Raw genomic sequence first — 20,505 nt, forward strand, 5'->3', positions numbered from 1 at the left:
TCACGCCGCCTTTGCCGGAGCTGCCGCCGCCAGCCTGCCGGCGGCGTCGAACAGGAAGATGCGGGTGGGATCGAGCCAGGTGGTCACGGCCGCGCCCGGTTCCAGACGCCGCACGCCCGGCACCAGCGCGACCAGGCGGTGCTCGCCGACATCGAGATGGACATAGGATTCCGAGCCGGTGATCTCGGAGACCGAGACGTTGGCTTGCAGTTCGATCGCCGGCGCCGGCAGCGCATCGAGCGCGAGATGGTGGGCGCGGAAGCCGATCGTGTAGGCGCCGTCGGGCACGCCTGCAAAGGCGCCACCAGCAGGGATGCTCTGGCCGGTCGAGAGCCTGACCTCGCCGCCCTGCCTGGTGCCGGAGAGCGTGTTGAGCGGCGGGTCGGAGAAGACCTGCGCGGTCACAAGATCATGCGGCTGGCGATAGACCTGTGCGGTCGGGCCGAACTGCGTCACCCTGCCCTGGAAGAGCGTCGCGGTATTGCCGCCGAGCAGCAGCGCCTCGCTTGGCTCGGTGGTGGCGTAGACGAAGATCGCGCCGGATTCGGCGAAGATGCGCGGCAGTTCCTCGCGCAATTCCTCGCGGAGCTTGTAGTCGAGATTGGCGAGCGGCTCGTCGAGCAGCACGAGCTCGGCGCGCTTCACCAGGGCGCGGGCGATCGCGGTGCGCTGCTGCTGGCCGCCGGAGAGCTCGAGCGGCTTGCGCTGGAGATAGGGCTCGAGCCGCAAGAGAGCTGCGGCGCTCTTCACGCGCGTCTCGATCTCGTTCGCGGGCAGGCCGGCGACCCGCAAGGGCGAGGCAATGTTCTCGTAGACCGAGAGCGCGGGGTAGTTGATGAACTGCTGGTAGACCATCGCGACATTGCGCTTCTGCACCGGCAGTCCGGTGACGTCGCGGCCCTCGATCAGCACCTTGCCGCTGCTCGGCGCATCGAGCCCCGCCATGAGCCGCATCAGCGAAGTCTTGCCGGCAAGCGTCGCGCCGAGCAGGACATTGAGCGAGCCTTTCTCCAGCGTCAGCGAGATGTCGCTGAGCAGGGTCTGCGCGCCGCGCGTCAGGCCGATACTGTCCAGCGTCAGGCTCATCCGCGCGCCTCCATCTTGGCGGAAGCGGGTGGCGATGCTTTCGCCGCCATGAAGTCGTCGAGCGCCCGGCGCTGCTCGGGTGAGAAGCGCAGGCCGAGTTTGCTGCGCCGGAACAGCACGTCCTCGGCGCTCACAGCCCATTCCTGGTTCATCAGCCAGGCGACCTCGCGCTCGGTCAGGTCGGCGCCGAAGACGCGGCCGAGATCGGCCATCGCCTTGGCGCCTTCGAGCAAGGTCTCGGCGCGGGTTCCGTAGGCGCGGGCGAGCCGGCGCGCGAGCTTGCGGTCGAGCCAGGGGCGGGTAGCGCAGATCCGTTCGACCAGCCCCTCGAAGCCCTCGACCGGGAAATCGCCGCCGGGCAGATGCGCGGTGGCCGTCCAGGATGGCTTGCGCAGGGCCGGAACCGCTGCGGACAGCTTCTCGACCGCCGCTTCCGCGAGCCGACGCGCGGTGGTGATCTTGCCGCCGAAGACCGAGAGCAGCGGCGCCGAGCCTGCCGGCTCGTCCAGCGTCAGCACATAGTCGCGCGTCGCTTCCTGCGCCTTGCTGGCGCCGTCGTCATAGAGCGGCCGCACGCCGGAATAGGTCCAGACCACGTCCTCGCGCTTGATCGGCTTGCGGAAATACTCGCTCGCCGCGGCGCAGAGATAGGCGATCTCGTCCTCGCTGGCCGCGACCTTGGCGGGGTCGCCGTCATAGTCCTTGTCGGTGGTGCCGATCAGGGTGAGGTCGCCCTCATAGGGGATGGCGAAGATGATGCGGCCGTCGGCATTCTGGAAGATGTAGCAGCGGGCGTGCTCGAACAGGCGCGGCACGACGATATGGCTGCCCTGGACCAGCCGCACCGAGGCCGGGCGGTTGCTGGCGACGATGCCGTTCAGCACGTCGGCGACCCAAGGACCGGCTGCGTTGACGAGTACGCGGGCGCTGGTCTCGGCCCGCACGCCGTCAGGCCCCTCGGTCGTGACCACCCAGAGATCGCCCTGGCGGTGCGCGCCGATCACCTTGGTCCGCGGCAGGATCCTGGCGCCGTGCTCAGCCGCGTCGCGGGCATTGAGCACGACGAGGCGGGCATCCTCGACCCAACAATCGGAGTATTCGAAGGCGCGGTCGAAGCGCGGCTGCAGAGGCTCGCCGGCAGCGTCGCGTCGGAGATCGAGCGAGCGCGTCGCCGGCAGCAGCTTGCGGCCGCCGAGATGGTCGTAGAGGAAGAGGCCGAGCCGCAGCATCCACCAGGGCCGCAGGCCCGCATGATGCGGCAGCACGAAGCGCAGGGGGCGGATGATGTGCGGCGCGGCGCGCCACATCACCTCGCGCTCGGTCAGCGCCTCGCGCACCAGCCGGAATTCATAGTGCTCGAGATAGCGCAGGCCGCCATGGATCAGCTTGGTCGAGGCCGAGGACGTCGCGCTGGCGAGATCCGACTGCTCGAACAAGACCACCGAAGCTCCGCGCCCGGCGGCATCGCGCGCGATACCGCAGCCGTTCACGCCGCCGCCGATGATGGCGATGTCGAACACCGGAGCCGTCACACGCTTCCTCCCGCAGGCGGCCCTTTCGGTCGCCGCTTCAATGCACGGTAGAGCGTGATTTTTTTGCGCGCAACGGCAAAACGAAAGTCAAAGTGAAAATTCTAGCTTTCACTTTCCCGGTATACAGCATGCGCCGCGAGCGTTTCGGTTTCGACCAGCTTGATGCCCTCGCTGCGGCAGAGTTCGCGCAAGGGCGGTGGATCGAGGCGGTCGGTGACGAAGACGTCGACATCGCGCAGATGGCCGATACGCACCGGGGCCGAGCGCTCGAACTTGGTGCTGTCGGCGACGAGCAGGCATTGCCGGGCGTTCTCGATGATCGCCTGGGAGACACGGACCTCGCGATAGTCGAAATCGAGCAGCGCGCCCTCCTCGTCGATGGCGGAGGTGCCGATTACGGCGTAGTCGACCTTGAATTGGCGGATCAGGTCGACGGCGGCGGCGCCGATCACGCCGCCATCGGAGCGCCGCACCGGCCCGCCGGCGACGATCACCTCGATGTTCTCATGCGGGTAGAGCAGCGTCGCGACATGCAGGTTGTTGGTGATGACGAGCAGGCCGTGATGGTCGGTGAGCGCGCGCGCCACCTCCTCGGTGGTCGTGCCGATATTGATGAAGAGCGAGGCGTCGTTCGGGATCAGCTCTGCCGCGGCCCGGCCGATCGCCGCCTTCTCGTCGCGGGCGATGAAGCGGCGCGCTTCGTAGGCGAGGTTCTCTACCCCGGACGCCACCACAGCTCCGCCATGCACCCGTGACATGATGCGCTGGTCGCAGAGCTGGTTCAGGTCCTTCCGGATGGTCTGAGCGCTGACTTCATAGCGCGTCGCCAGTTCCTCGACATTGACGCGTCCCTGCGCCCTGGCCAGCGCCACGATCTCGCGCTGGCGTGGCGTGATGCTCTCCATGTCCGGCTCCTCGCGACGTGGCGCCAAGCTGACCGCGCCGGCCAGCAGCGTCAACCTCTGTCTGTTCGGCGGCTAAAGACCGTTGTGCGCCATGTCGTACGGCCATGACGGCAAGACCTGTCAAAAGACATGCGGGTTTGACAGGGACTGCGCTAGCGGTCGAACTGTATCGTCTTCACTCCTGACTCGAAGGCCCGCCTGTGCCGACACAGCTCGACAAGGATGTCCGTTTCCTGCGCGCCGTGCTGGCCGCGTCGGATGACTGCATCAAGGTGATCGGCCTCGACGGCGCGCTCGAATTCATGAGCGAAGGCGGTCGGCGCGTCATGGAGGTCGAGGATTTCGAGGCGATCCGCGGTTGCCCCTGGACGCAGTTCTGGGAGGGGGCGGGGAAGGCCGAGGTCGAGACCGCGCTCTTGGCGGCGCGAGCCGGTCGCAGTTATCGCTTCCAGGGCCAGGCCGACACCGCCGCCGGCAATTCGCGCTACTGGGATGTGCAGGTCTCGCCGATCCTCGCGCCGGACGGCAAGCCGGAAGCGATCCTCTCGGTCTCGCGCGACATCACGCAATTGCATGCCGGCGAGGAACGCTATCGCCTGCTCGCGGGCGAATTGAACCATCGCATCAAGAACCTGCTCGCCATGGTCTCCGGCATCGTCAACCAGTCGCTGCGCGGCTCGGACGAGCCGCTGGACATGATCAAGCGGCGCCTCTCCGACCGCTTGCAGGCGCTGGCGGCAGCACAGGACGTGCTGATGATGGCGAGCCGCCACGGCGCCGATCTCAGGCAACTGGTCGAGGTCGTGCTCTCGCCGCACCGCTCCGCGGAGCGCCTCACCGTCGACGGCCCCTCGGTGACGCTGTCCTCGAAATGCGCGCTGGCGATGGCGCTGGCTCTGCATGAGCTCGGGACCAATGCGGTGAAATACGGCGCGCTCTCGCAGCAGGGTGGCCATGTCGACGTCTCCTGGCGCAATGAGGGCGGCGAATTCCACTTCCGCTGGCAGGAAAGCGGCGGGCCGCCGGTGACGGCGCCGCAACGGCGCGGCTTCGGTTCGCAGATGATCGAGAAGGTGCTCGGCAGCTATCTCGGCGGCACGGCGAAGCTCGATTTCGCGTCCGGCGGAATCATGCTCTCGCTCGAGGCACCGACCGCGGCCCTCGCGGAAGGCTAGCGGCCGGCCGCGGGCCACTGTATGGCGGCGCGAAACCGGTTAGTCTTGCCGGCAGGTTCCGGCAGGAGGTCGACACGCTGATGCAGAGGAGGTCGCGCCGCGCCGCCATCCTCGTAGCGGGGCTCGTCGCGTTCGGGCTCGCCTGCGCCGCCTATTCGCTGAACCGGCGCAGCAACGATGCCGCGGCGCTGGAGGAGGCCGGGCGGACCCTGCACCGGCTGATCTCGCAGCGGGTCGATCAGCACGATGCCCATCTGACCAGCCTGTCGGCGCTGGTCCAGGCCGCCGAGCCGGCCCCGGTCGCGACGGTCGAGCAGGTCGCGGCCAGCATCGTCCGCTTCTATCCGCGCATCGTCGGCATCGATGTCGTCGACCTCGGGCTCAGCCCGCCGCGTTCGCTGCTCGACGCCGCCGATCCCGCTATCGTCGCGGAGGAGGCAAGGCAGGCCGTTGGCTCCAATCTGCGCACCCGTGCGCTCGACGGCGACAAGTTGCTTCTGGTCAAGCGGGCACTCACAGACGGCGTCGGTCATTATGCGCTGGCGCTCGTCATCGACATGAACAGGCTCTCCGCCAGCGATATGCCGCTGCCGGAGGGGGCACAGGTCCAACTGCAACTCATCGAGCAAGGCCGTGCCGTCAACGAGCCGGCGGGCGCCTTCAGCGCCGATATTGCCAGCCGCACCCAGCCCTTGCGCCTGACGCTGACGACGAGCGCGCCGAACTGGCCATTGCCGCCACTAGGCTTCCTCGCGCTGGCGGGCCTGGTCATCGCGCTCGCCGCGCTGCTGGTCGACCGTCTGCTCGCAGCCCGCAGTGCCGCGCAGGAGGCGGCGCGCAAGGCCGTGCTGGCCGAGCAGGATGCGCGCCTGGCCCATGCCGGGCGGGTCAACGCCATGGGCGAGCTCGCCTCCGGCATCGCACATGAGCTGACGCAACCCCTGACCGCGATCCTCGGCCAGGCCCAGGCCGGGCGCCGCCTGCTGGCCCAGCCCGATGCCGATCAGGCGGTGCTGGCCGGCGCCTTCGAGGCGATCGCGCGCAATGCTCGCCGCGCCGGCGATATTCTCGGGCGTTTGCGCGCCTGGATCAGCAAATCCGAACCCGCCATCGAGACGGTCGACCTGACTGAGCTCGCCGGCGAGGTCGTCCATCTCCTGGCGGCGACCGCTCAGAGTGCCGGCACGACATTGCGGGTGGTCGGCGACGGCAGCCGGCCGCTGGTCCGGGCGGACCGGGTCCAGCTCGAACAGGTCGTCTTCAATCTCGCACGCAACGGGCTGGAGGCGGTCGAGGGTCGCGATGCCGAGCGCAGCGTGATCATCGAGGTCGGCACGCAAGGCGGCGATGCCGTGCTCGCGGTTCGCGACAGCGGTCCCGGCCTGTCGCCGGAAGCGCAGGTGCGCCTGTTCGAACCGTTCTTCACCACCAAGCCGGCCGGGCTCGGTCTCGGCCTCGCGCTCTGCGTAAGGCTGGTCGAGCGCTTCGACGGAACGCTCGCCGCCGAGAACGCACCGGGCGGCGGCGCGGTCTTCAGCGTCCGCCTGCCGCGCATAGCCGACCAATCTCAGCGGGAGGCCGCCGAATGAGCCGGCAGCTCGTCCATCTGATTGATGACGACTGGGAGGTGCGCGAGGCGCTGAGCTTCCTGCTGCGCACCGTCGGGCTCGAGGTCCAGCCCCATGCCGATGCTGTTTCCTTCCTGGAGGCGCTGCCCGGTCTGCGGCCGGGCTGCATCGTCACCGATATCCGCATGCCGCGCCTGACCGGGCTGAAGCTGCAGGAACGGCTCGCCGCCGCCCGTTGCCGCTGGCCGGTCGTGGTCATCACCGGCCATGGCGATGTCGAGGCCTGCCGCGCCGCCTTCCGCAATGGCGCCGCCGATTTCCTGACCAAGCCGGTCGACGAGCAGGTGCTGATCGACACTGTCCAGGCGGCGCTGGCGACGCTCGAGGGCATGCTCGCGGCCGAAAGTGGCACGGCTTCGCTCCGGGAGCGGCTCGACCGGCTCTCCCAGCGCGAGGCCGAGATCCTCGCTTTGATCGCCGAGGGACGCTCGACCAAGGAGATCGCCCGCGTGCTCGCAATCTCGCCGCGCACCGTCGACACCCACCGCGCCCATATCGCCGAGAAGTTGGAGACGACCTCCGTCGCCGAGATGGTCCGGCTGCATCTCGTAGGCGCGGATCGGTAGAACTACGTAAGGTTCGCGCGGATCGCCCGGATGCAACGGCGAGGCCGGCTTCGGCATCATCCCCTCACACCATAACGGTGATCACCAGAGGGATTGCCATGTCGTTTGCCCGTCTCGCCATCATGTCCGCCGCCATCGCCCTGCCGACGCTCGCCCAGGCCCAGGTTGCCCAGGTCCGTGCTCTGCCGACCGCGCTCGCCGTCGAGCTCGCCCAGGCCACCGTCGCCGCCTGCGCCGCCAAGAACTTCAACGTTGCCGCGACCGTCGTCGACCGCGGCGGCGTCGTGCTCGCCACCATCCGCGCCGACCGCGCCGGCCCGCACACCATCGACGCCAGCCGCGCCAAGGCGTTCACCTCGGTTTCGGCCAAGAACAATACCGGCGCCATGGCGGAAGCTGCCGCCAACAATGCCGGCGCCCGCAACCTCGTCCATATCCAGGGCTTCCTGCTGCTCGGCGGCGGCGTGCCGGTGAAGGTTGGCGACGAGGTGATCGCTGCGGTCGGCGTCGGCGGCGCCCCGGGCGGCCATCTCGACGAGGAATGCGCCAATGCCGGCCTGCAGGCGATTGCCGCCAAGCTGAAGTGACCGGTCTTCAGTGAGGGGGCGTCAGGGCCGTTGCCGTGAGGCAGCGGCCCTGATCGTTTCAGGTGCCGGAGACTGAAGGGCGAGACTAGTCGAGCGAGGCCGGTTCCGCTTTCGGTAGCTTGGCGCGATAGAGCAGCTTCCAGGCGTCGCTGCCGAGCGCAAAATCGTTGCATCTGAGGTCGGCAAGCTGGCGGCCGGCCTTGGAGACGCGGATGCCGTCGCGTTCGCCCTGTCCCTTCACGATGATCGAATAGAGCGTGTAGCGGGTTTCGCCACGGTTGAAGCGGACGATGTCGCCGGCGAATCCGGCATCGCCGACGACCGCTGTGCTGAAGGCTTGGTCTGGTGGCGCTGGCTTTTCCGGATGCGTCAGTTCGATCGCGCCCTTGCGGCCGAAGCGATAGCTCAGGCTACCCTGGCCCGGGCCGATGTCACCGGAGGCGCAGAGCGAGGCGGTCTTGCCGCCGATGGCGCAGGAGAACACAGCGGCTTCGCCGGCTTGGCACAGCGAAGGCCGGGTATCGGCCAGGACTGGGCCGCAGGCGAGAGCAGCTGCCAGGGCAGCCAGACAGCGCAGCTTCATCATTTGAGCCAGAGCCTGAGCGGTATCTTCCCGGCCTTGCCGCAATCGGCGAAGGCGACGCCGTCCTCGGACAAGGCGCCGGTCACGGCGCAGCTCTCCTCGCCGATCGTCAGCATCGCGGCATAGCGTTGCCCGTCGCGGCGCAGGTTGAGGAGGCCGGATTTCTCAGCGACCTCGCCAGGCCCGCACAAAGCGAGATGCTTCAGGGTCACCGGCCCCGCGAAATCACGCTTGCGCCGGGAACCGGTGGCTTCCGCCTCGGCCAGTGTCGCCGACACCGCCCATTCGCCGGCATAGCCGTAGCGGCCGGTCAGCTCGAGCGCCTCGGCCGTGATCGGCATCATCAGCAGGGGCAGAAGCAAATGCGCGCGCATGGGCCCTCGCAGCGGGGAGGGGCATGCTAGCCGCAGTTCACGGCGCGGCCAATGCCGGGCTGCGCCCACTTCGCGGCGGCCTTGCGTCCCCAACTCTGGCGCATGGCGAGCCCTGGTCATATCGTTGCGCATTCCCTGCACACAGGACGGACAGGTGCCGATGGACAAGCGGGTCGAGACGCCGCCAGCGCAGGCGGCGCTTTCCCATGCCGATATCCGATCGATCCTGACCGGGACCATGCTCGCCATGTTCCTGGCGGCGCTCGATCAGACCATCGTCGCGACCGCGATGCCGACGATTGGCCGGGAGCTCGGCGATGTCGCCCATCTGCCCTGGGTGGTGACGGCCTATCTGCTGGCCTCGACCGCGGTGACGCCGCTCTACGGCAAGTTCGCCGACATCCACGGCCGGCGCGTCACCATGCTCGGCGGTATCGCGATCTTCGTGGTCGGCTCGCTCGCCTGCGCGCTTGCGCCTTCGCTCTGGCTATTGGTCGCCGCACGTTTCGTGCAGGGGCTCGGCGGCGGCGGGCTGATCGCCATGGCGCAGACCATTGTCGGCGACATGGTCCCGCCGCGGGAGCGCGGCAGGTATCAGGTCTATTTCGCCAGCGTCTTCTTCACCTCGTCCTTGCTCGGCCCGGTGCTCGGCGGCCTGATCTCCGAGGCGCTGCACTGGTCGGTGATCTTCTGGATCAACCTGCCGCTCGGGCTCGGCGCTTACTGGATGACCGACAAGGCCCTGCAGCGCCTGCCGCGGCATGAACGGCCGCACAAGCTCGACGTGCTCGGCGCGCTGCTGATGACCAGCGCGACGATGACCCTGCTGCTGGCGCTGTCCTGGGGCGGCACGCATTATCCGTGGGCCTCGCCGCCGATCCTCGGCCTCGTCGCCGGTTCGGCCCTGCTCTGGCTCTGCTTCGCCTGGCGCCTGCGCAGCGCGGAGGAGCCGCTGATCCCGTTGACGGTCCTGGCCAATCCGGTCGTCCGCAACGGTACGATCGCGGCCGGCTTCGGCATGGGCACGTTCATCGGCCTCACCATCTACCTGCCGCTCTATTTCGAGACGGTCGCAGGCCTGTCGGCCGCCAATTCCGGCCTCGGCCTGATCCCGCTGACCTGCGGCACGGTCCTCGGCGCGACCTCGTCCGGCCGGGCGCTGGGCAAGCTGACGCATTACAAGCGCGTGCCGGTGGCCGGGCTCACCGTCGCGCTCGCCGGCACGGCCGCGCTGATCGCCTATGGCGACCAGCTGCCGCTATGGGGCTTCGGTCTGGTGCTGGCCTTCATCAGCGTCGGTTTCGGCACTTTGCTGCCGGTCGCAACGGTCTCGATCCAGAATGCCGTCCCTATGCACCAGCTCGGCACAGCCACCGGCACGGCCAATTTCTTCCGCCAAATCGGCGGGGCGCTGATCGTCGCCATCTTCGGCGCGATCGTGCTCGGCGGCCTCGGCGCCAGCGGCGCCGGGCTTTCGGCCGAGACGCTCAAGGCGGGCGCGGTCGATCGGGCGGCCATGGTCGGCCTGTTCCGCTATGTCTTCGCCGCAAGTTTCGCGGGATTCGCTCTGGCGCTCATCTTCCTGCTACGCATGCAGGAGCTGCCGCTGCGCGGCTCGGCCCTCGCGGCCGCGAAAGAGGTGGCGGGCGAGTAACGGAACGCGCTGGTTCATCGCGCGTTTGCCGCAAGCCCGTCACAGAGCGGCGGCAGCTTGTGTCGTCACGTCAGAGGAGTGCGCCATGTCCGATCTCGTCGTCATCGTCTATCCGACCGAAGCCAGGGCCGAGGAAATGCGGCAGAAGCTCTTCGGCCTGCAGAAGGAATATCTGATCCAGATCAGCGATGCTGCGATCGCGGTGATGCACGAGGGCGGCAAGATCAAGCTCAACCAGCTGCTCAACACCACCGCGCTCGGCGCCGCCTCGGGCGGGTTCTGGGGTCTGCTCATCGGTGCGATCTTCCTGATGCCGGTCTTCGGCGCGGCGATCGGCGCGGCCTCCGGCGCGCTCGGTGGGGCATTGACCGATTACGGCGTCAATGACGGCTTCATGAAGGAACTCGCCGCCAATCTGCAGCCGGGCAATGCCGCGCTCTTCGTGTTGATCCAGAAGATGACGGCCGACAAGGTGCTGGAAGCGATCAAGGGCACCGGCGGCGTCGTACTCAAGACCTCGCTCGACCATTCGCAGGAGCAGAAGCTGCGCGATGCGCTCGCCGCCTCGCCGGCGGCGCAGCGCCAGGAGTTGGCGCCCGGTTCGACCGCGCCGACACCGAATCCGATTCCCGGCGTGTGAGGCTACGTATCATCCTGGCCATGGCGCTCGTTCTGGTGCCGGTGACGGCCGGCATTGGCGGCTGCGCCAAGCCGGCCTGCTGCCGCGGCCATCTGCATATCTGCCTAAGCTGCGGCTGAAGGGCTTTCCTCCATAGCATCGGGCCGAAAAGTGGAGTCCACTTTTCGGAAGAATTGGATGCGATAACAATGTGATAGATCATCGTGACCGCGTCCGTTCGGACGCGCGATGATCTAGCGCCGCGTGAAGCTCTGCTTGGCGATGGTGAGCGTGATGGTGCGGCCGGTCTCGGCCGAGCCTTCCATGTTGTGGGCCTTGAGCTCCGCGCCGATGCCGGTGAGGCGCAGGCCGGCGGGGTCGTCGGGCAGGCTCCAGCTATGCGTGTCGGCGTGGAAGGCCAGCGGCAGGTCGAAGCGGCCGCCGGCCCCTGCCAGGAACGCGTTCATCTGGCCGACCGTGCCGGCCTTGGTCTGGTCGAGCCGGACGCGGTAGAGCGCGCGCCGGCCGATCAGATCGAGTTCGACGCCGACGACGAGATGCTCGGCCGGGTGACGGGTGAAGACGCTGGTTGAGGAGACGCTGCGGCGATCGACCGTGGCGTCGGCCTGCATGCGCACCACGCCCGCAACGTCGCTCGCCAGGCGCTGGCCGGCGCCCGGCGCGCTGACATCGGCCTCCGAGCCGACCGCGACCCTGACCGCATGGCCGGCAAGCGGCTTGCCGGCCTCGTCGACGAGCTTGAGTGTCAGGTTGACCGGCTCGGCGCGCGCTTGCTGGGCGCAGAGGGTGAAGATCGAGAGGGCAGCGGCGCTCAGAAGCGTCTTCATGGGCTCCGCCTCCGTAGTTGTCAGTCGCGCAGCAATTCGTTGATGCCGGTCTTGGCGCGCGTCTGGGCGTCGACCGTCTTGACGATCACGGCGCAGTAGAGCGACGGGCCGGGCGTGCCGTCGTTCAGCGGCTTGCCCGGCAGCGAGCCGGCGACGACGACCGAATAGGGCGGGACCTTGCCGACATGGACCTGGCCGGTGGCGCGGTCGACGATCTTGGTCGTGGCCGAGATGAACACGCCCATGGCGAGCACCGAGCCCTCGCCGACGACGACGCCCTCGACCACCTCGGAGCGGGCGCCGATGAAGCAGTTGTCCTCGATGATGGTCGGGTTGGCCTGCAGCGGCTCGAGCACGCCGCCGATGCCGACGCCTCCGGAGAGATGGACGTTCTTGCCGATCTGGGCGCAGGAACCGACGGTCGCCCAGGTGTCGACCATGGTGCCAGAATCGACATAGGCGCCGATGTTGACGAAGGACGGCATCAGGATGACGTTCGGGGCGAGATAGGAGCCCTTCCGGGCGGCGGCCGGCGGCACGACGCGGAAGCCGGCGGCACGGAAGCGGTTCTCGCCCCAGCCGGCGAACTTCGAGGGCACCTTGTCCCAGAACACGCCTTCGCCCGGGCCGTGCGCCATGATCTCGTTGTCGGCGAGGCGGAAGGAGAGCAGCACCGCCTTCTTCAGCCACTGATTCGTCACCCACTCGCCGCCGACCTTCTCGGCGACGCGGGCCTGGCCGGAATCGAGCAGTTCGATCGCCTGCTCGACGGCTTCGCGCACGGCGCCCTTGGTGCTGATGCCGATCTCGGCCCGGTTCTCCCAGGCGGCGTCGATGGTGGCGGCGAGATCGGTCAGGGACATGGACGGGCTCCAGCGGGTCTTGCGATGTCGGGCGGAGCGATGGCGGAACCGTGCGGCGTCGTCAAGGCAAAGCGGGAACGCGAGCCGCGCAAGCATGTTACAATGCGAACAGGCTTAACGCTGTGGAGGCGAACGATGACTCGGGTCCTGATTGCAATTCTTGCTTTGGGCTTCGCCGGCACGGCGCTGGCGCAAGGGCGCCCTCAATCCCCGGAGCGCAGCTGCGCCGCCAACCGCCAGAGCGTCCTTGCCAATGGCGCGATCGTGCTCGGCACCGGCGGCTATACCTATGACCGCTTCGTGCGCGATCGCAGCTTCTGTCAGTTCGACGAGACGACCTTTCCAGCTTGGGTGCCAGCCCGCGACACGCCGCAATGCTTTGTCGGCTATCGCTGCAAGAACGTCTCGCCCTGGGACGATTGAGGCCGCCCGTCAGAAGCCTGTGCGCTGGCGGATCGCTGCCGCCAGCGTGCCGTCGTCGAGATAATCGAGCTCGCCGCCAACAGGCACGCCATGGGCGAGCTTGGTCACCTTGACCGGCAGATGCGCCAGCAGGTCGGTGATGAAATGCGCGGTGGTCTGGCCCTCGACTGTAGCGTTGAGCGCGAGGATCACTTCCTTCACCGCCGGCTCCGAGGCGCGCGCCACCAGCGCGTCGAGCGAGAGGTTCTCGGGCCGGATGCCGTCGAGCGCCGAGAGCACGCCGCCGAGCACGTGATAGCGGCCGCCGACCGCGCCGGAGCGTTCCAGCGCCCAGAGATCGGCGATGTCGGCGACGACGACGATCAGGCTCTCGTCGCGGCGCGGATCGCGGCAGAGCCCGCATGGGTCGCTGGTGTCGACATTGCCGCAGGTCGAGCAGACGACGATGCGCTCGCGCGCCACCGCCATCGCCTCGGCCAGCGGGCCGAGCAATTGCTCGCGCTTCTTGACGAGGTGGAGCGCGGCGCGCCTGGCCGAGCGCGGCCCTAGGCCCGGCAGCTTGGCCAGAAGCTGGATCAGGCGCTCGATCTCGGGGCCGGCGATGGTTTTCGACATGGGGCTCTAGGGCGTCATGGCCGGCCTCGAGCCGACCATCTCAGGACAAGAGGGCTCTTCCGCGAGAGGAGCTCGGATCAAATCCGAGCACGACGCTGGCCCGGCTCAGAACAGCTTCATGCCGGGCGGGATCGGCAGGCCACGGGTGACCTCGGCCATCCGCTCCTGCACCGAGCGCTCGGCCTTGTTGCGGGCGTCGTTGCTGGCGGAGATGACGAGGTCCTCGAGGATCTCTTCCTCGCCCTGAACCATCAGGCTCGGATCGATCTTCACCGACTTCAGCACGTTCTTTGCGGTCATAACCACCTTGACCAGGCCGCCGCCGGCCGAGCCCTCGAATTCGAGCGTCTCGAGCTGGGCCTGCATCTCGGCCATCTTCTTCTGCATGTCCTGCGCCTGTTTCATCAGGCCCATAATGTCGCGCATGGCGGCGCTCCCTTCGTGTTCAGTTGTCGGTCCAGAATTCGACGCCGTCGAAATCGGGCTCGCTATCGTCGAAGAGCGGCTCGAATTCGGGCAGGTCCTCATCGCCACTCGCGGCAGCAGCAGGCGCTTCGACCTCCGCCGCACGCGGATCGCGGACATCGACGATGCGGGCGCCCGGGAAACGCTCCATCACGGCGCGCACGGCCGGATGGTTGGCGGCATCGTTCTCGCGCTTGTCGCGCGCCGCCACCGCCTGCTCGCGCAGGGTCGCGGAACCCTCGGCGTTGACGACGGCGACCAGCCAGGTCTGGCCGGTCCATTCCTTCAGCCGCTTCGACATGTCGTTGGCGAGCAGGCGATTGCCATGCTCGGCAAGCGAGAACTCGATCCGGCCCTGCTCGAAGCGCACCAGCCGGACGTCGCGCTCCAGCGCCAGCTTCATGGTGATGTCGCGATGGCGCGAGGCGAGCGCGACGACCTCCTCGAAGCTCTGCGGCTGCGGCAGGGCGCTGGCGCGCGGCTGGGTAGCCGGCGCGGCGGCGGGCATCGGATTGGCGCTGGCGAGCACCGGGCGGGCCGCGAGCGCGGTCGCGCCGCCGCCCGAGGGCGGGCGTGGGGCGGCAGAGCCGTTGCCGCCGGCGGAGCCGCTGCCGTCGCGCAGCATGCGCAGCGCCTCGTCGGGCGTCGGCAGGTCGGCGGCATGGGCGAGGCGCACCAGTGCCATCTCGGCCGCCATCACCGGCCGGTCGGCCTGGCGGACCTCGCCGACGGCCTTGAGCAGCATCTGCCAGGCCCGCGCCAGCACGCGGATCGACAGGCGCTGGGCGAAATCGGCGCCGCGCACCCGCTCGGCCTGGGACAGGCTGTTGTCCTTGGCGGCATCGGGCACCAGCTTCAGGCGGGTCACGAGATGGCTGAATTCGGCGAGGTCGGAAAGCACCACCGCCGGATCGGCGCCGGCATCGTATTGCGCCCTGAGCTCGCCCAGCGCGCCGGCGATGTCGCCCTTCATCGTGAGTTCGAACAGGTCGATGACGCGCGCCCGGTCGGAGAGGCCGAGCATGCTGCGAACCTCCTCCAGGGTGATCCTGCCGCCGGCATGGGCGATCGCCTGGTCGAGGATCGAGAGCGAATCGCGCACCGAGCCCTCGGCGGCGCGGGCCACGGCGGCGAGCGCCTCCTCCTCGGCTTCGATACCCTCTGCCCGGCAAATCTTGTCGAGATGGCCTACGAGCAGGGCGGCATCGACGCGGCGCAGGTCGAAGCGCTGGCAGCGCGACAGCACCGTCACCGGGACCTTGCGGATCTCGGTGGTGGCGAAGATGAACTTGGCGTGCGGCGGCGGCTCCTCCAGCGTTTTCAGGAAGGCGTTGAAGGCGCCTCCCGAGAGCATGTGGACCTCGTCGATGATGTAGACCTTGTAGCGCGCCGAGACCGGTGCGTAGCGCACCGCGTCGTTGATCTGGCGGACATTGTCGACGCCGTTGTTCGAGGCGGCGTCGATCTCCATCACGTCGATATGGCGGCCCTCGACGATCGCCTGGCAATGCACCCCGAACTGCGAGAGGTCGGTGGTCGGGGCGCCGCTGCCATCGGCGTTCTGATAGTTCAGCGCTCGCGCCAGAATGCGCGCCGTCGTGGTCTTGCCGACGCCGCGCACGCCGGTCAGCATCCAGGCCTGCGGAATGCGCCCTGCCGCGAAGGCGTTGGTCAGCGTCCGGACCATCGCGTCCTGGCCGATCAGGTCGCCGAAATGCGCCGGCCGGTACTTGCGCGCCAGTACGCGATAGCCCGCGGGCGCTGCGGCCGGGGCGGGTGCCGGAGCCATGCCGGGGAAGCCCGGCTCGTCGGCGGGGACGGTCTCGTCGGTCATGCCCCTGCTTTCGCCAATCGCGGCGCGCCGGTCAACGCCGCTCTGTCATAGGAGAGCGCGAACGCGTCAGGAATGTGAGGAAGGCGCTGCGCGCGTGCATTTCGAGCGCAGCCAATGCTTGCGCTGAAGTAGGAGGTTGGACGAAGACCCGTTCGGTCTCGTTACGGCTGCTTCCTTCCGGACCTGACCGGGTTGGCGAGTGAGACGTCCCCCGCCAACCTCCCGCCGGCTATATCGTCGCTTTGGGCGCCAAGCGCAAGTCCGCGGCAAAATGCGTCGCTGCGACGGCGCGGCGCAGGCGTTTCGCCATTGACTCGGGGTCCCCCATCCGCCATAAGCCCGCGACCTGCGCTGCCTTACCGGGCGGCGCGGACCCTTTTTGCACGACAGGCTTGGCTGGCATCGGCTTTCCCGCGAAAGCTGCGCTTGCCCTGCCGAACAAGGCCCCGGAGACGGACCGTGAAGAGAACCTATCAACCGAGCAAGCTGGTGCGTAAGCGCCGCCACGGCTACCGTGCCCGCATGGCGACCAAGGGCGGCCGCAAGGTCATCGCCGCTCGTCGCGCCCACGGCCGCAAGCGCCTGTCGGCCTGATGAGCCCAAAGGCGCGCGGCCTCAGCGCGCCCGTTCCGGAAGACTGGCCAACCGCCATGCGCCTCGCCCGTCTGACGCAACGCAAGGACTTTCTCGCGGCGGCCGAGCACGGCCGCCGTTTTCGTTCGTCTGCCTTCACCGTGCAGGTGCTGGACAAGCCGGCCCAGGAGGGCCTGCGCCTTGGTCTGACCGCCTCGCGCAAGACCGGCAACGCCGTGGTGCGCAACCGCATCCGCCGCCGTCTGCGCGCCGCCGCCGCGCTCGCTCTGGCCGAGCAGGCCGGAAAGCCCTGCGATCTGGTGGTCATCGCCCGGCCGGAGACTGTCCAGGCCGATTTCACCGCGATGGTCGCCGACCTTTCGGTCGCGTTCGACCGCGCCCGCCCAGCCGGTGGCGGCAAGCGCCGCTCCGCCCCCCGCAAAGCCTCCTAGCGGCCCGTCAGGGCCCGCGAGACTGCCTCCGAGACGGATGATGAAAGAAGACAACCGCAATCTGCTGCTGGCGATCACGCTCTCGGTCGTCGTGTTGCTCGGCTGGCAATATTTCTACGGCCTGCCGCAGGCCGAGAAGCAGAAGCAGATCGCCCAGCAGAATCAGCAGACGCAGTCCCAGCAGGCGCCGCAGCCTTCCGGCGCGCCGGCTGCTCCTGGTACCGCTCCGGCCCCGGGCACCGCTCCGGCGCAGCCTGGCCAAGCGCCGGTCACGGCCGCGCCTGCCGCGACCCGCGAGGCGGCGTTGGCCGCCGGTCCCCGTCTCAAGATCGACACAGGCAAGATCGCCGGCTCGCTCTCGCTGACCGGCGCGCGCATCGACGACGTCTCGCTCAAGGCCTATCACGAGACGGTCGACCCGAAGAGCCCGATCATCGTGCTGCTCTCACCGGCCGGCGGCCCGAATGCTTACTACTCCGATTTCGGCTGGGTCGCCGGGCCCGGCGCCAATGTTCCGCTGCCGAACGCCAACACGGTCTGGACGGCCGACAGCGACGTCCTGACCTCGGCCAAGCCGGTAGTGCTGAGCTGGGACAACGGCCAGGGCCTGCTGTTCAAGCGTACCATCGCCGTCGACGACAACGCCATGTTCTCGATTCGCGATGAGGTCGAGAACAAGAGCGCGAACGCCGTCTCGCTCTACCCCTATGGCCAGGTCGTGCGCGTCGGCAAGCCGGCGACGCTCGGCTACTACGTGCTGCACGAGGGCATGATCGGCTCGCTCGGCGAGCAGGGTCTGCAGGAATACACCTACGACGCCATCGACAAGGAGCCGGCGCTCGGCTCGGCGACGCATGGCAAGGCCTGGAAGGACGTGCTCGGCGGCTTCGTCGGCATCACCGACAAGTACTGGGCCGCCGCCGCCATCCCCGACCAGGGCAAGAAGTACGAGGGCCGCTACTCCTCGGTGCAGACCGGTTCGGTGCGCACCTACCAGGCCGACTTCCTTGGCGAAGCCGTCAATGTCGCGCCGGGCGCCTCGGCCAGCGCTTCCTCACGCCTGTTCGCCGGCGCCAAGGAAGTCGCTGCGATCGACGGCTATGAGAAGAACCTCGGCATCAAGCGCTTCGAGCTGATGATCGACTGGGGCTGGTTCTATTTCATCACGAAGCCGATGTTCTACGTGATGGACTGGGTCTACAAGCATGTCGGCAATTTCGGCATCGCCATCCTGGTCGTGACCGTCCTGCTGAAGCTGCTGTTCTTCCCGCTCGCCAACAAGTCCTACGCCTCGATGGCGAAGATGAAGGCGGTGCAGCCGGAGATGATGGCGATCCGCGAGCGCTATGCTGACGACAAGATGAAGCAGCAGCAGGCGCTGATGGAGCTGTACAAGACCCAGAAGATCAATCCGCTCGCCGGCTGCTGGCCGGTGCTGGTGCAGATCCCGGTCTTCTTCGCGCTCTACAAGATCCTGTTCATCACCATCGAGATGCGGCACGCGCCGTTCTATGGCTGGATCAAGGACCTGGCCGCGCCCGATCCGACCAATCTCTTCAATCTGTTCGGCCTCCTGCCTTTCACGCCGCCGGCGATGCTGCATCTCGGCATCTGGCCGATCCTGATGGGCATCACGATGTTCGTGCAGATGAAAATGAACCCGGAGCCGCCGGATCCGGTCCAGAAGATGATGTTCACCTGGATGCCGGTGTTCTTCACCTTCCTGCTCGGCTCGTTCCCGGCCGGCCTGGTGATCTACTGGAGCTGGAACAACCTGCTCTCGGTTGCCCAGCAGGGCTACATCATGCGCAAGCATGGCGTGAAGATCGAGCTGTGGGACAATCTCAAGGGCATGTTCGGCAAGAAGCCGGCGAACGGCGCCGTCACGCCGCCGAAGCCTGCGAACAGCAACAAGAAGTGAGGCCCCGGGGCGAGAGCTCCGGCAACGACGAGACTGAACGCCGGATGCCCCTTGGGCTCCGGCGTTTTGTTTTGGCTGGAGGGTTTGCACCGTCTCGCGGCTTGTCCGGGGCGCCGGCAACGTGCTTAGTGCCGCCCCATGCCGCTTCCCGACCCCAATACCCTCCATCCGATCGCCGGCTGGAAGGGCACGGCCTTCCTCAAGGCCGTCGTCGACCATCCGCTCGTCGAGGTCGGCGACTACAGTTATTACGACGACTCGCGCGGGCCCGAACACTTCCTCGCCCGCTGCGTGCGCTATCATTTCGACTTCATCGGCGACCGGCTGATCATCGGCAAGTTCGTCGCGATCGCCCAGGCGGCGCAGTTCATCATGAACGGCGCCAACCACCCGATGGGCGGCTTCTCGACCTATCCGTTCGGCATGTTCGGCTTCGAGAACGTACCCGATTTCACCCGCGACGGGCTTGGCCTGCGCGGCGACACCGTTGTTGGCAACGATGTCTGGATCGGCCGCGAGGCGGTGATCATGCCCGGCGTCAGCATCGGCGACGGCGCGATCATCGGGACGCGCGCCCAGGTCTCCCGCGATGTGCCGCCCTATGCCGTTGTCGTCGGCAATCCCGGGCGCGTCGTGAAGCTGCGCTTCCCGCCCGAGGTGGTTGCGGCGCTGCTCGAGATCCGCTGGTGGGACTGGGAGCCGGAGAAGATCGCGCGCAACCTGCCCCTGATTGCCGGCGCGGACATCGACGCGCTGCGCGCCGCCGTGTAGGCAGGGGCCATGACCTCAGATCAGACCACGCCCTTCAGCGACGACGAACTCGAATCCGCCCGGAAACTCTTCGAGGGGCCGTGGGATTTCGTCTGGGCCTCGACCCGGATCGACGATCTGCCGCCCATGGTCGGCCAGGAGATCGCCTTCGCCGGCCGCTCCAATGTCGGCAAGTCGAGCCTGATCAACGCGCTGACGCGTCGCAACGCCCTGGCCCGCACCTCGCACACCCCAGGCCGGACCCAGCAGCTCAATTTCTTCCGCCAGGTCGGCCATGACGAGCGCCTGACCATCGTCGACATGCCCGGCTATGGCTATGCCGCGGTCGGCAAGGAGAAGGTAGCGGCCTGGACCAGGCTGATCCATGAGTATCTGCGCGGCCGCGCCAATCTGATGCGCGTCTACGTGCTGATCGATGCCCGCCACGGCTTGAAGGATGTCGACGACGACGTGCTGAAGACGCTCGACAAGGCGGCGGTGTCCTATCAGGTGATCCTGACCAAGGGCGATGCGCTCAAGAAGTCCGAGCAGGAAGCGGTGATCGCGGCGACGGCCGAGAAGATCAGGCGCAGCCCGGCCGCTTTCCCCGAGGTACTGTTGACCTCCAGCGAGAAGGGGCTCGGCATCCCGGAATTCCGGGCGGCGATCGCACGGGCGCTGGCGGAGCGGGCGTAAGGCATCGACCGCGCTCGCTGAGATCGGAGGGCGATATGTTCAGGGCGGTGACAGATAGTGCCGCTGCCGCCGATGGCGGCTCGCTCGCCCTTTTCGTCGAGCGCCTGGACGGAACGGTCGAGACCTTCGTGATCAACCGCTCGATCGCAAGCCGCGGAACGGCCTCGTACAACACGGTGTCGTCGAATTTGCGCGCGCTCACGCCAGCAGAGTGCGCGGACATCGCCGGGGCACTCGATGCCCTGGCGGACAAGACCCCGATCATCCACCCGGTCGCCGAATTCGTCGGGGCGCTCAGGCAGCGGCGCTGATCCATTCGGTCTCCGAATCCGTTTCACACCGCCGCCGAACGTTCG

23 protein-coding genes and 1 other RNA gene are annotated in these 20,505 nt (G+C 67.9%); 13 read left to right on the forward strand and 11 right to left on the reverse strand.

Going from position 1 to position 20,505, the window contains the following annotated elements; all coding sequences use genetic code 11:
- From ACQKLX_RS06280 to ACQKLX_RS06290, 3 genes are all read right to left on the reverse strand, one after another.
- A complete protein-coding gene (locus tag ACQKLX_RS06280) occupies positions 1-1,086 on the reverse strand; it encodes an ABC transporter ATP-binding protein (RefSeq protein WP_427360478.1) in 1,086 nt (361 codons plus the stop codon).
- The gene (gene glpD / locus ACQKLX_RS06285) at positions 1,083-2,618 is read right to left on the reverse strand and encodes a glycerol-3-phosphate dehydrogenase (protein ID WP_427360480.1); all 1,536 of its coding nucleotides are present in this window, start codon (positions 2,616-2,618) and stop codon (positions 1,083-1,085) included. Before glpD ends, ACQKLX_RS06280 begins: the two co-directional genes overlap by 4 nt.
- Before the next feature lie 101 nt (positions 2,619-2,719).
- A complete protein-coding gene (locus ACQKLX_RS06290; RefSeq protein WP_427360482.1) occupies positions 2,720-3,523 on the reverse strand; it encodes a DeoR/GlpR family DNA-binding transcription regulator in 804 nt (267 codons plus the stop codon).
- A 200-nt stretch (positions 3,524-3,723) separates the two neighbouring features.
- Between ACQKLX_RS06290 and ACQKLX_RS06295 the strand changes: the two genes are divergently transcribed.
- From ACQKLX_RS06295 to ACQKLX_RS06310, 4 genes are all read left to right on the forward strand, one after another.
- Positions 3,724-4,698 carry a sensor histidine kinase gene (locus ACQKLX_RS06295; protein WP_427360484.1) on the forward strand — a complete coding sequence of 325 codons (975 nt, stop codon included), beginning with the start codon at positions 3,724-3,726 and terminating at the stop codon, positions 4,696-4,698.
- 80 nt (positions 4,699-4,778) lie between these two features.
- A complete protein-coding gene (locus ACQKLX_RS06300; protein WP_427360486.1) occupies positions 4,779-6,287 on the forward strand; it encodes a sensor histidine kinase in 1,509 nt (502 codons plus the stop codon).
- Complete coding sequence (locus ACQKLX_RS06305) at positions 6,284-6,892, forward strand: response regulator transcription factor (protein WP_427360488.1); 609 nt, start codon at positions 6,284-6,286, stop codon at positions 6,890-6,892. The genes ACQKLX_RS06300 and ACQKLX_RS06305 overlap by 4 nt, the downstream gene beginning before the upstream one ends.
- Positions 6,893-6,990: 98 nt before the next feature.
- Entirely contained in the window at positions 6,991-7,479 is a 489-nt protein-coding gene (locus ACQKLX_RS06310) for a GlcG/HbpS family heme-binding protein (RefSeq protein WP_427360489.1), read from the forward strand.
- An 85-nt stretch (positions 7,480-7,564) separates the two neighbouring features.
- On the opposite strand, the gene ACQKLX_RS06315 is transcribed toward ACQKLX_RS06310, so the two are convergent.
- The gene (locus ACQKLX_RS06315) at positions 7,565-8,062 is read right to left on the reverse strand and encodes a hypothetical protein (protein WP_427360491.1); all 498 of its coding nucleotides are present in this window, start codon (positions 8,060-8,062) and stop codon (positions 7,565-7,567) included.
- Positions 8,062-8,436, reverse strand: coding sequence for a hypothetical protein (locus tag ACQKLX_RS06320; protein ID WP_427360493.1), 375 nt, complete (start codon positions 8,434-8,436; stop codon positions 8,062-8,064). Before ACQKLX_RS06320 ends, ACQKLX_RS06315 begins: the two co-directional genes overlap by 1 nt.
- A gap of 160 nt (positions 8,437-8,596) precedes the next feature.
- Between ACQKLX_RS06320 and ACQKLX_RS06325 the strand changes: the two genes are divergently transcribed.
- Together ACQKLX_RS06325 and ACQKLX_RS06330 are read left to right on the forward strand one after the other, a co-directional pair.
- Positions 8,597-10,090: an MDR family MFS transporter gene (locus tag ACQKLX_RS06325; RefSeq protein ID WP_427360495.1), complete on the forward strand. Its 1,494-nt coding sequence runs from the start codon at positions 8,597-8,599 to the stop codon at positions 10,088-10,090.
- A gap of 85 nt (positions 10,091-10,175) precedes the next feature.
- Positions 10,176-10,730: a DUF1269 domain-containing protein gene (locus tag ACQKLX_RS06330; RefSeq protein ID WP_427360497.1), complete on the forward strand. Its 555-nt coding sequence runs from the start codon at positions 10,176-10,178 to the stop codon at positions 10,728-10,730.
- A 233-nt stretch (positions 10,731-10,963) separates the two neighbouring features.
- On the opposite strand, the gene ACQKLX_RS06335 is transcribed toward ACQKLX_RS06330, so the two are convergent.
- Together ACQKLX_RS06335 and dapD are read right to left on the reverse strand one after the other, a co-directional pair.
- Positions 10,964-11,557 (reverse strand): hypothetical protein, encoded by a 594-nt coding sequence (locus ACQKLX_RS06335; protein WP_427360499.1) that lies wholly within the window; start codon positions 11,555-11,557, stop codon positions 10,964-10,966.
- A 20-nt stretch (positions 11,558-11,577) separates the two neighbouring features.
- The gene (gene dapD / locus ACQKLX_RS06340; RefSeq protein WP_427360501.1) at positions 11,578-12,420 is read right to left on the reverse strand and encodes a 2,3,4,5-tetrahydropyridine-2,6-dicarboxylate N-succinyltransferase; all 843 of its coding nucleotides are present in this window, start codon (positions 12,418-12,420) and stop codon (positions 11,578-11,580) included.
- A gap of 135 nt (positions 12,421-12,555) precedes the next feature.
- Between dapD and ACQKLX_RS06345 the strand changes: the two genes are divergently transcribed.
- A complete protein-coding gene (locus tag ACQKLX_RS06345) occupies positions 12,556-12,843 on the forward strand; it encodes a hypothetical protein (RefSeq protein WP_427360503.1) in 288 nt (95 codons plus the stop codon).
- 9 nt (positions 12,844-12,852) lie between these two features.
- Here the strand turns inward: ACQKLX_RS06345 and recR are convergent, their stop codons facing one another.
- The 4 genes from recR to ffs all read right to left on the reverse strand — a co-directional run bounded on the left by recR (position 12,853) and on the right by ffs (position 15,981).
- Entirely contained in the window at positions 12,853-13,458 is a 606-nt protein-coding gene (gene recR, locus ACQKLX_RS06350) for a recombination mediator RecR (RefSeq protein WP_427360505.1), read from the reverse strand.
- 105 nt (positions 13,459-13,563) lie between these two features.
- Entirely contained in the window at positions 13,564-13,884 is a 321-nt protein-coding gene (locus ACQKLX_RS06355) for a YbaB/EbfC family nucleoid-associated protein (RefSeq protein ID WP_427360506.1), read from the reverse strand.
- Positions 13,885-13,903: 19 nt separating this feature from the next.
- Positions 13,904-15,757 carry a DNA polymerase III subunit gamma/tau gene (locus tag ACQKLX_RS06360; protein ID WP_427360508.1) on the reverse strand — a complete coding sequence of 618 codons (1,854 nt, stop codon included), beginning with the start codon at positions 15,755-15,757 and terminating at the stop codon, positions 13,904-13,906.
- A gap of 127 nt (positions 15,758-15,884) precedes the next feature.
- An RNA gene (gene ffs, locus ACQKLX_RS06365) (signal recognition particle sRNA small type) lies at positions 15,885-15,981 on the reverse strand.
- 235 nt (positions 15,982-16,216) lie between these two features.
- On the opposite strand from ffs, the gene rpmH reads away from it, so the two are divergent.
- The 6 genes from rpmH (at position 16,217) to ACQKLX_RS06395 (ending at position 20,460) form a co-directional block, all read left to right on the forward strand.
- Positions 16,217-16,351, forward strand: a complete 135-nt coding sequence (gene rpmH / locus ACQKLX_RS06370) for a 50S ribosomal protein L34 (protein ID WP_038364779.1) — start codon at positions 16,217-16,219, stop codon at positions 16,349-16,351.
- A gap of 56 nt (positions 16,352-16,407) precedes the next feature.
- Positions 16,408-16,782, forward strand: a complete 375-nt coding sequence (gene rnpA, locus ACQKLX_RS06375; RefSeq protein ID WP_427360511.1) for a ribonuclease P protein component — start codon at positions 16,408-16,410, stop codon at positions 16,780-16,782.
- 40 nt (positions 16,783-16,822) lie between these two features.
- Positions 16,823-18,703 carry a membrane protein insertase YidC gene (gene yidC / locus ACQKLX_RS06380; protein WP_427360513.1) on the forward strand — a complete coding sequence of 627 codons (1,881 nt, stop codon included), beginning with the start codon at positions 16,823-16,825 and terminating at the stop codon, positions 18,701-18,703.
- A 138-nt stretch (positions 18,704-18,841) separates the two neighbouring features.
- Positions 18,842-19,474 carry a CatB-related O-acetyltransferase gene (locus ACQKLX_RS06385; protein ID WP_427360515.1) on the forward strand — a complete coding sequence of 211 codons (633 nt, stop codon included), beginning with the start codon at positions 18,842-18,844 and terminating at the stop codon, positions 19,472-19,474.
- 9 nt (positions 19,475-19,483) lie between these two features.
- Complete coding sequence (yihA, locus tag ACQKLX_RS06390; protein WP_427360517.1) at positions 19,484-20,149, forward strand: ribosome biogenesis GTP-binding protein YihA/YsxC; 666 nt, start codon at positions 19,484-19,486, stop codon at positions 20,147-20,149.
- Between the two features lie 35 nt (positions 20,150-20,184).
- Positions 20,185-20,460, forward strand: coding sequence for a hypothetical protein (locus tag ACQKLX_RS06395; RefSeq protein ID WP_427360519.1), 276 nt, complete (start codon positions 20,185-20,187; stop codon positions 20,458-20,460).
- Positions 20,461-20,505: the final 45 nt, after the last annotated feature.

The sequence above is a fragment of the Allobosea sp. NPDC003192 genome (assembly GCF_050275675.1).
Taxonomy (GTDB): domain Bacteria; phylum Pseudomonadota; class Alphaproteobacteria; order Rhizobiales; family Beijerinckiaceae; genus Allobosea.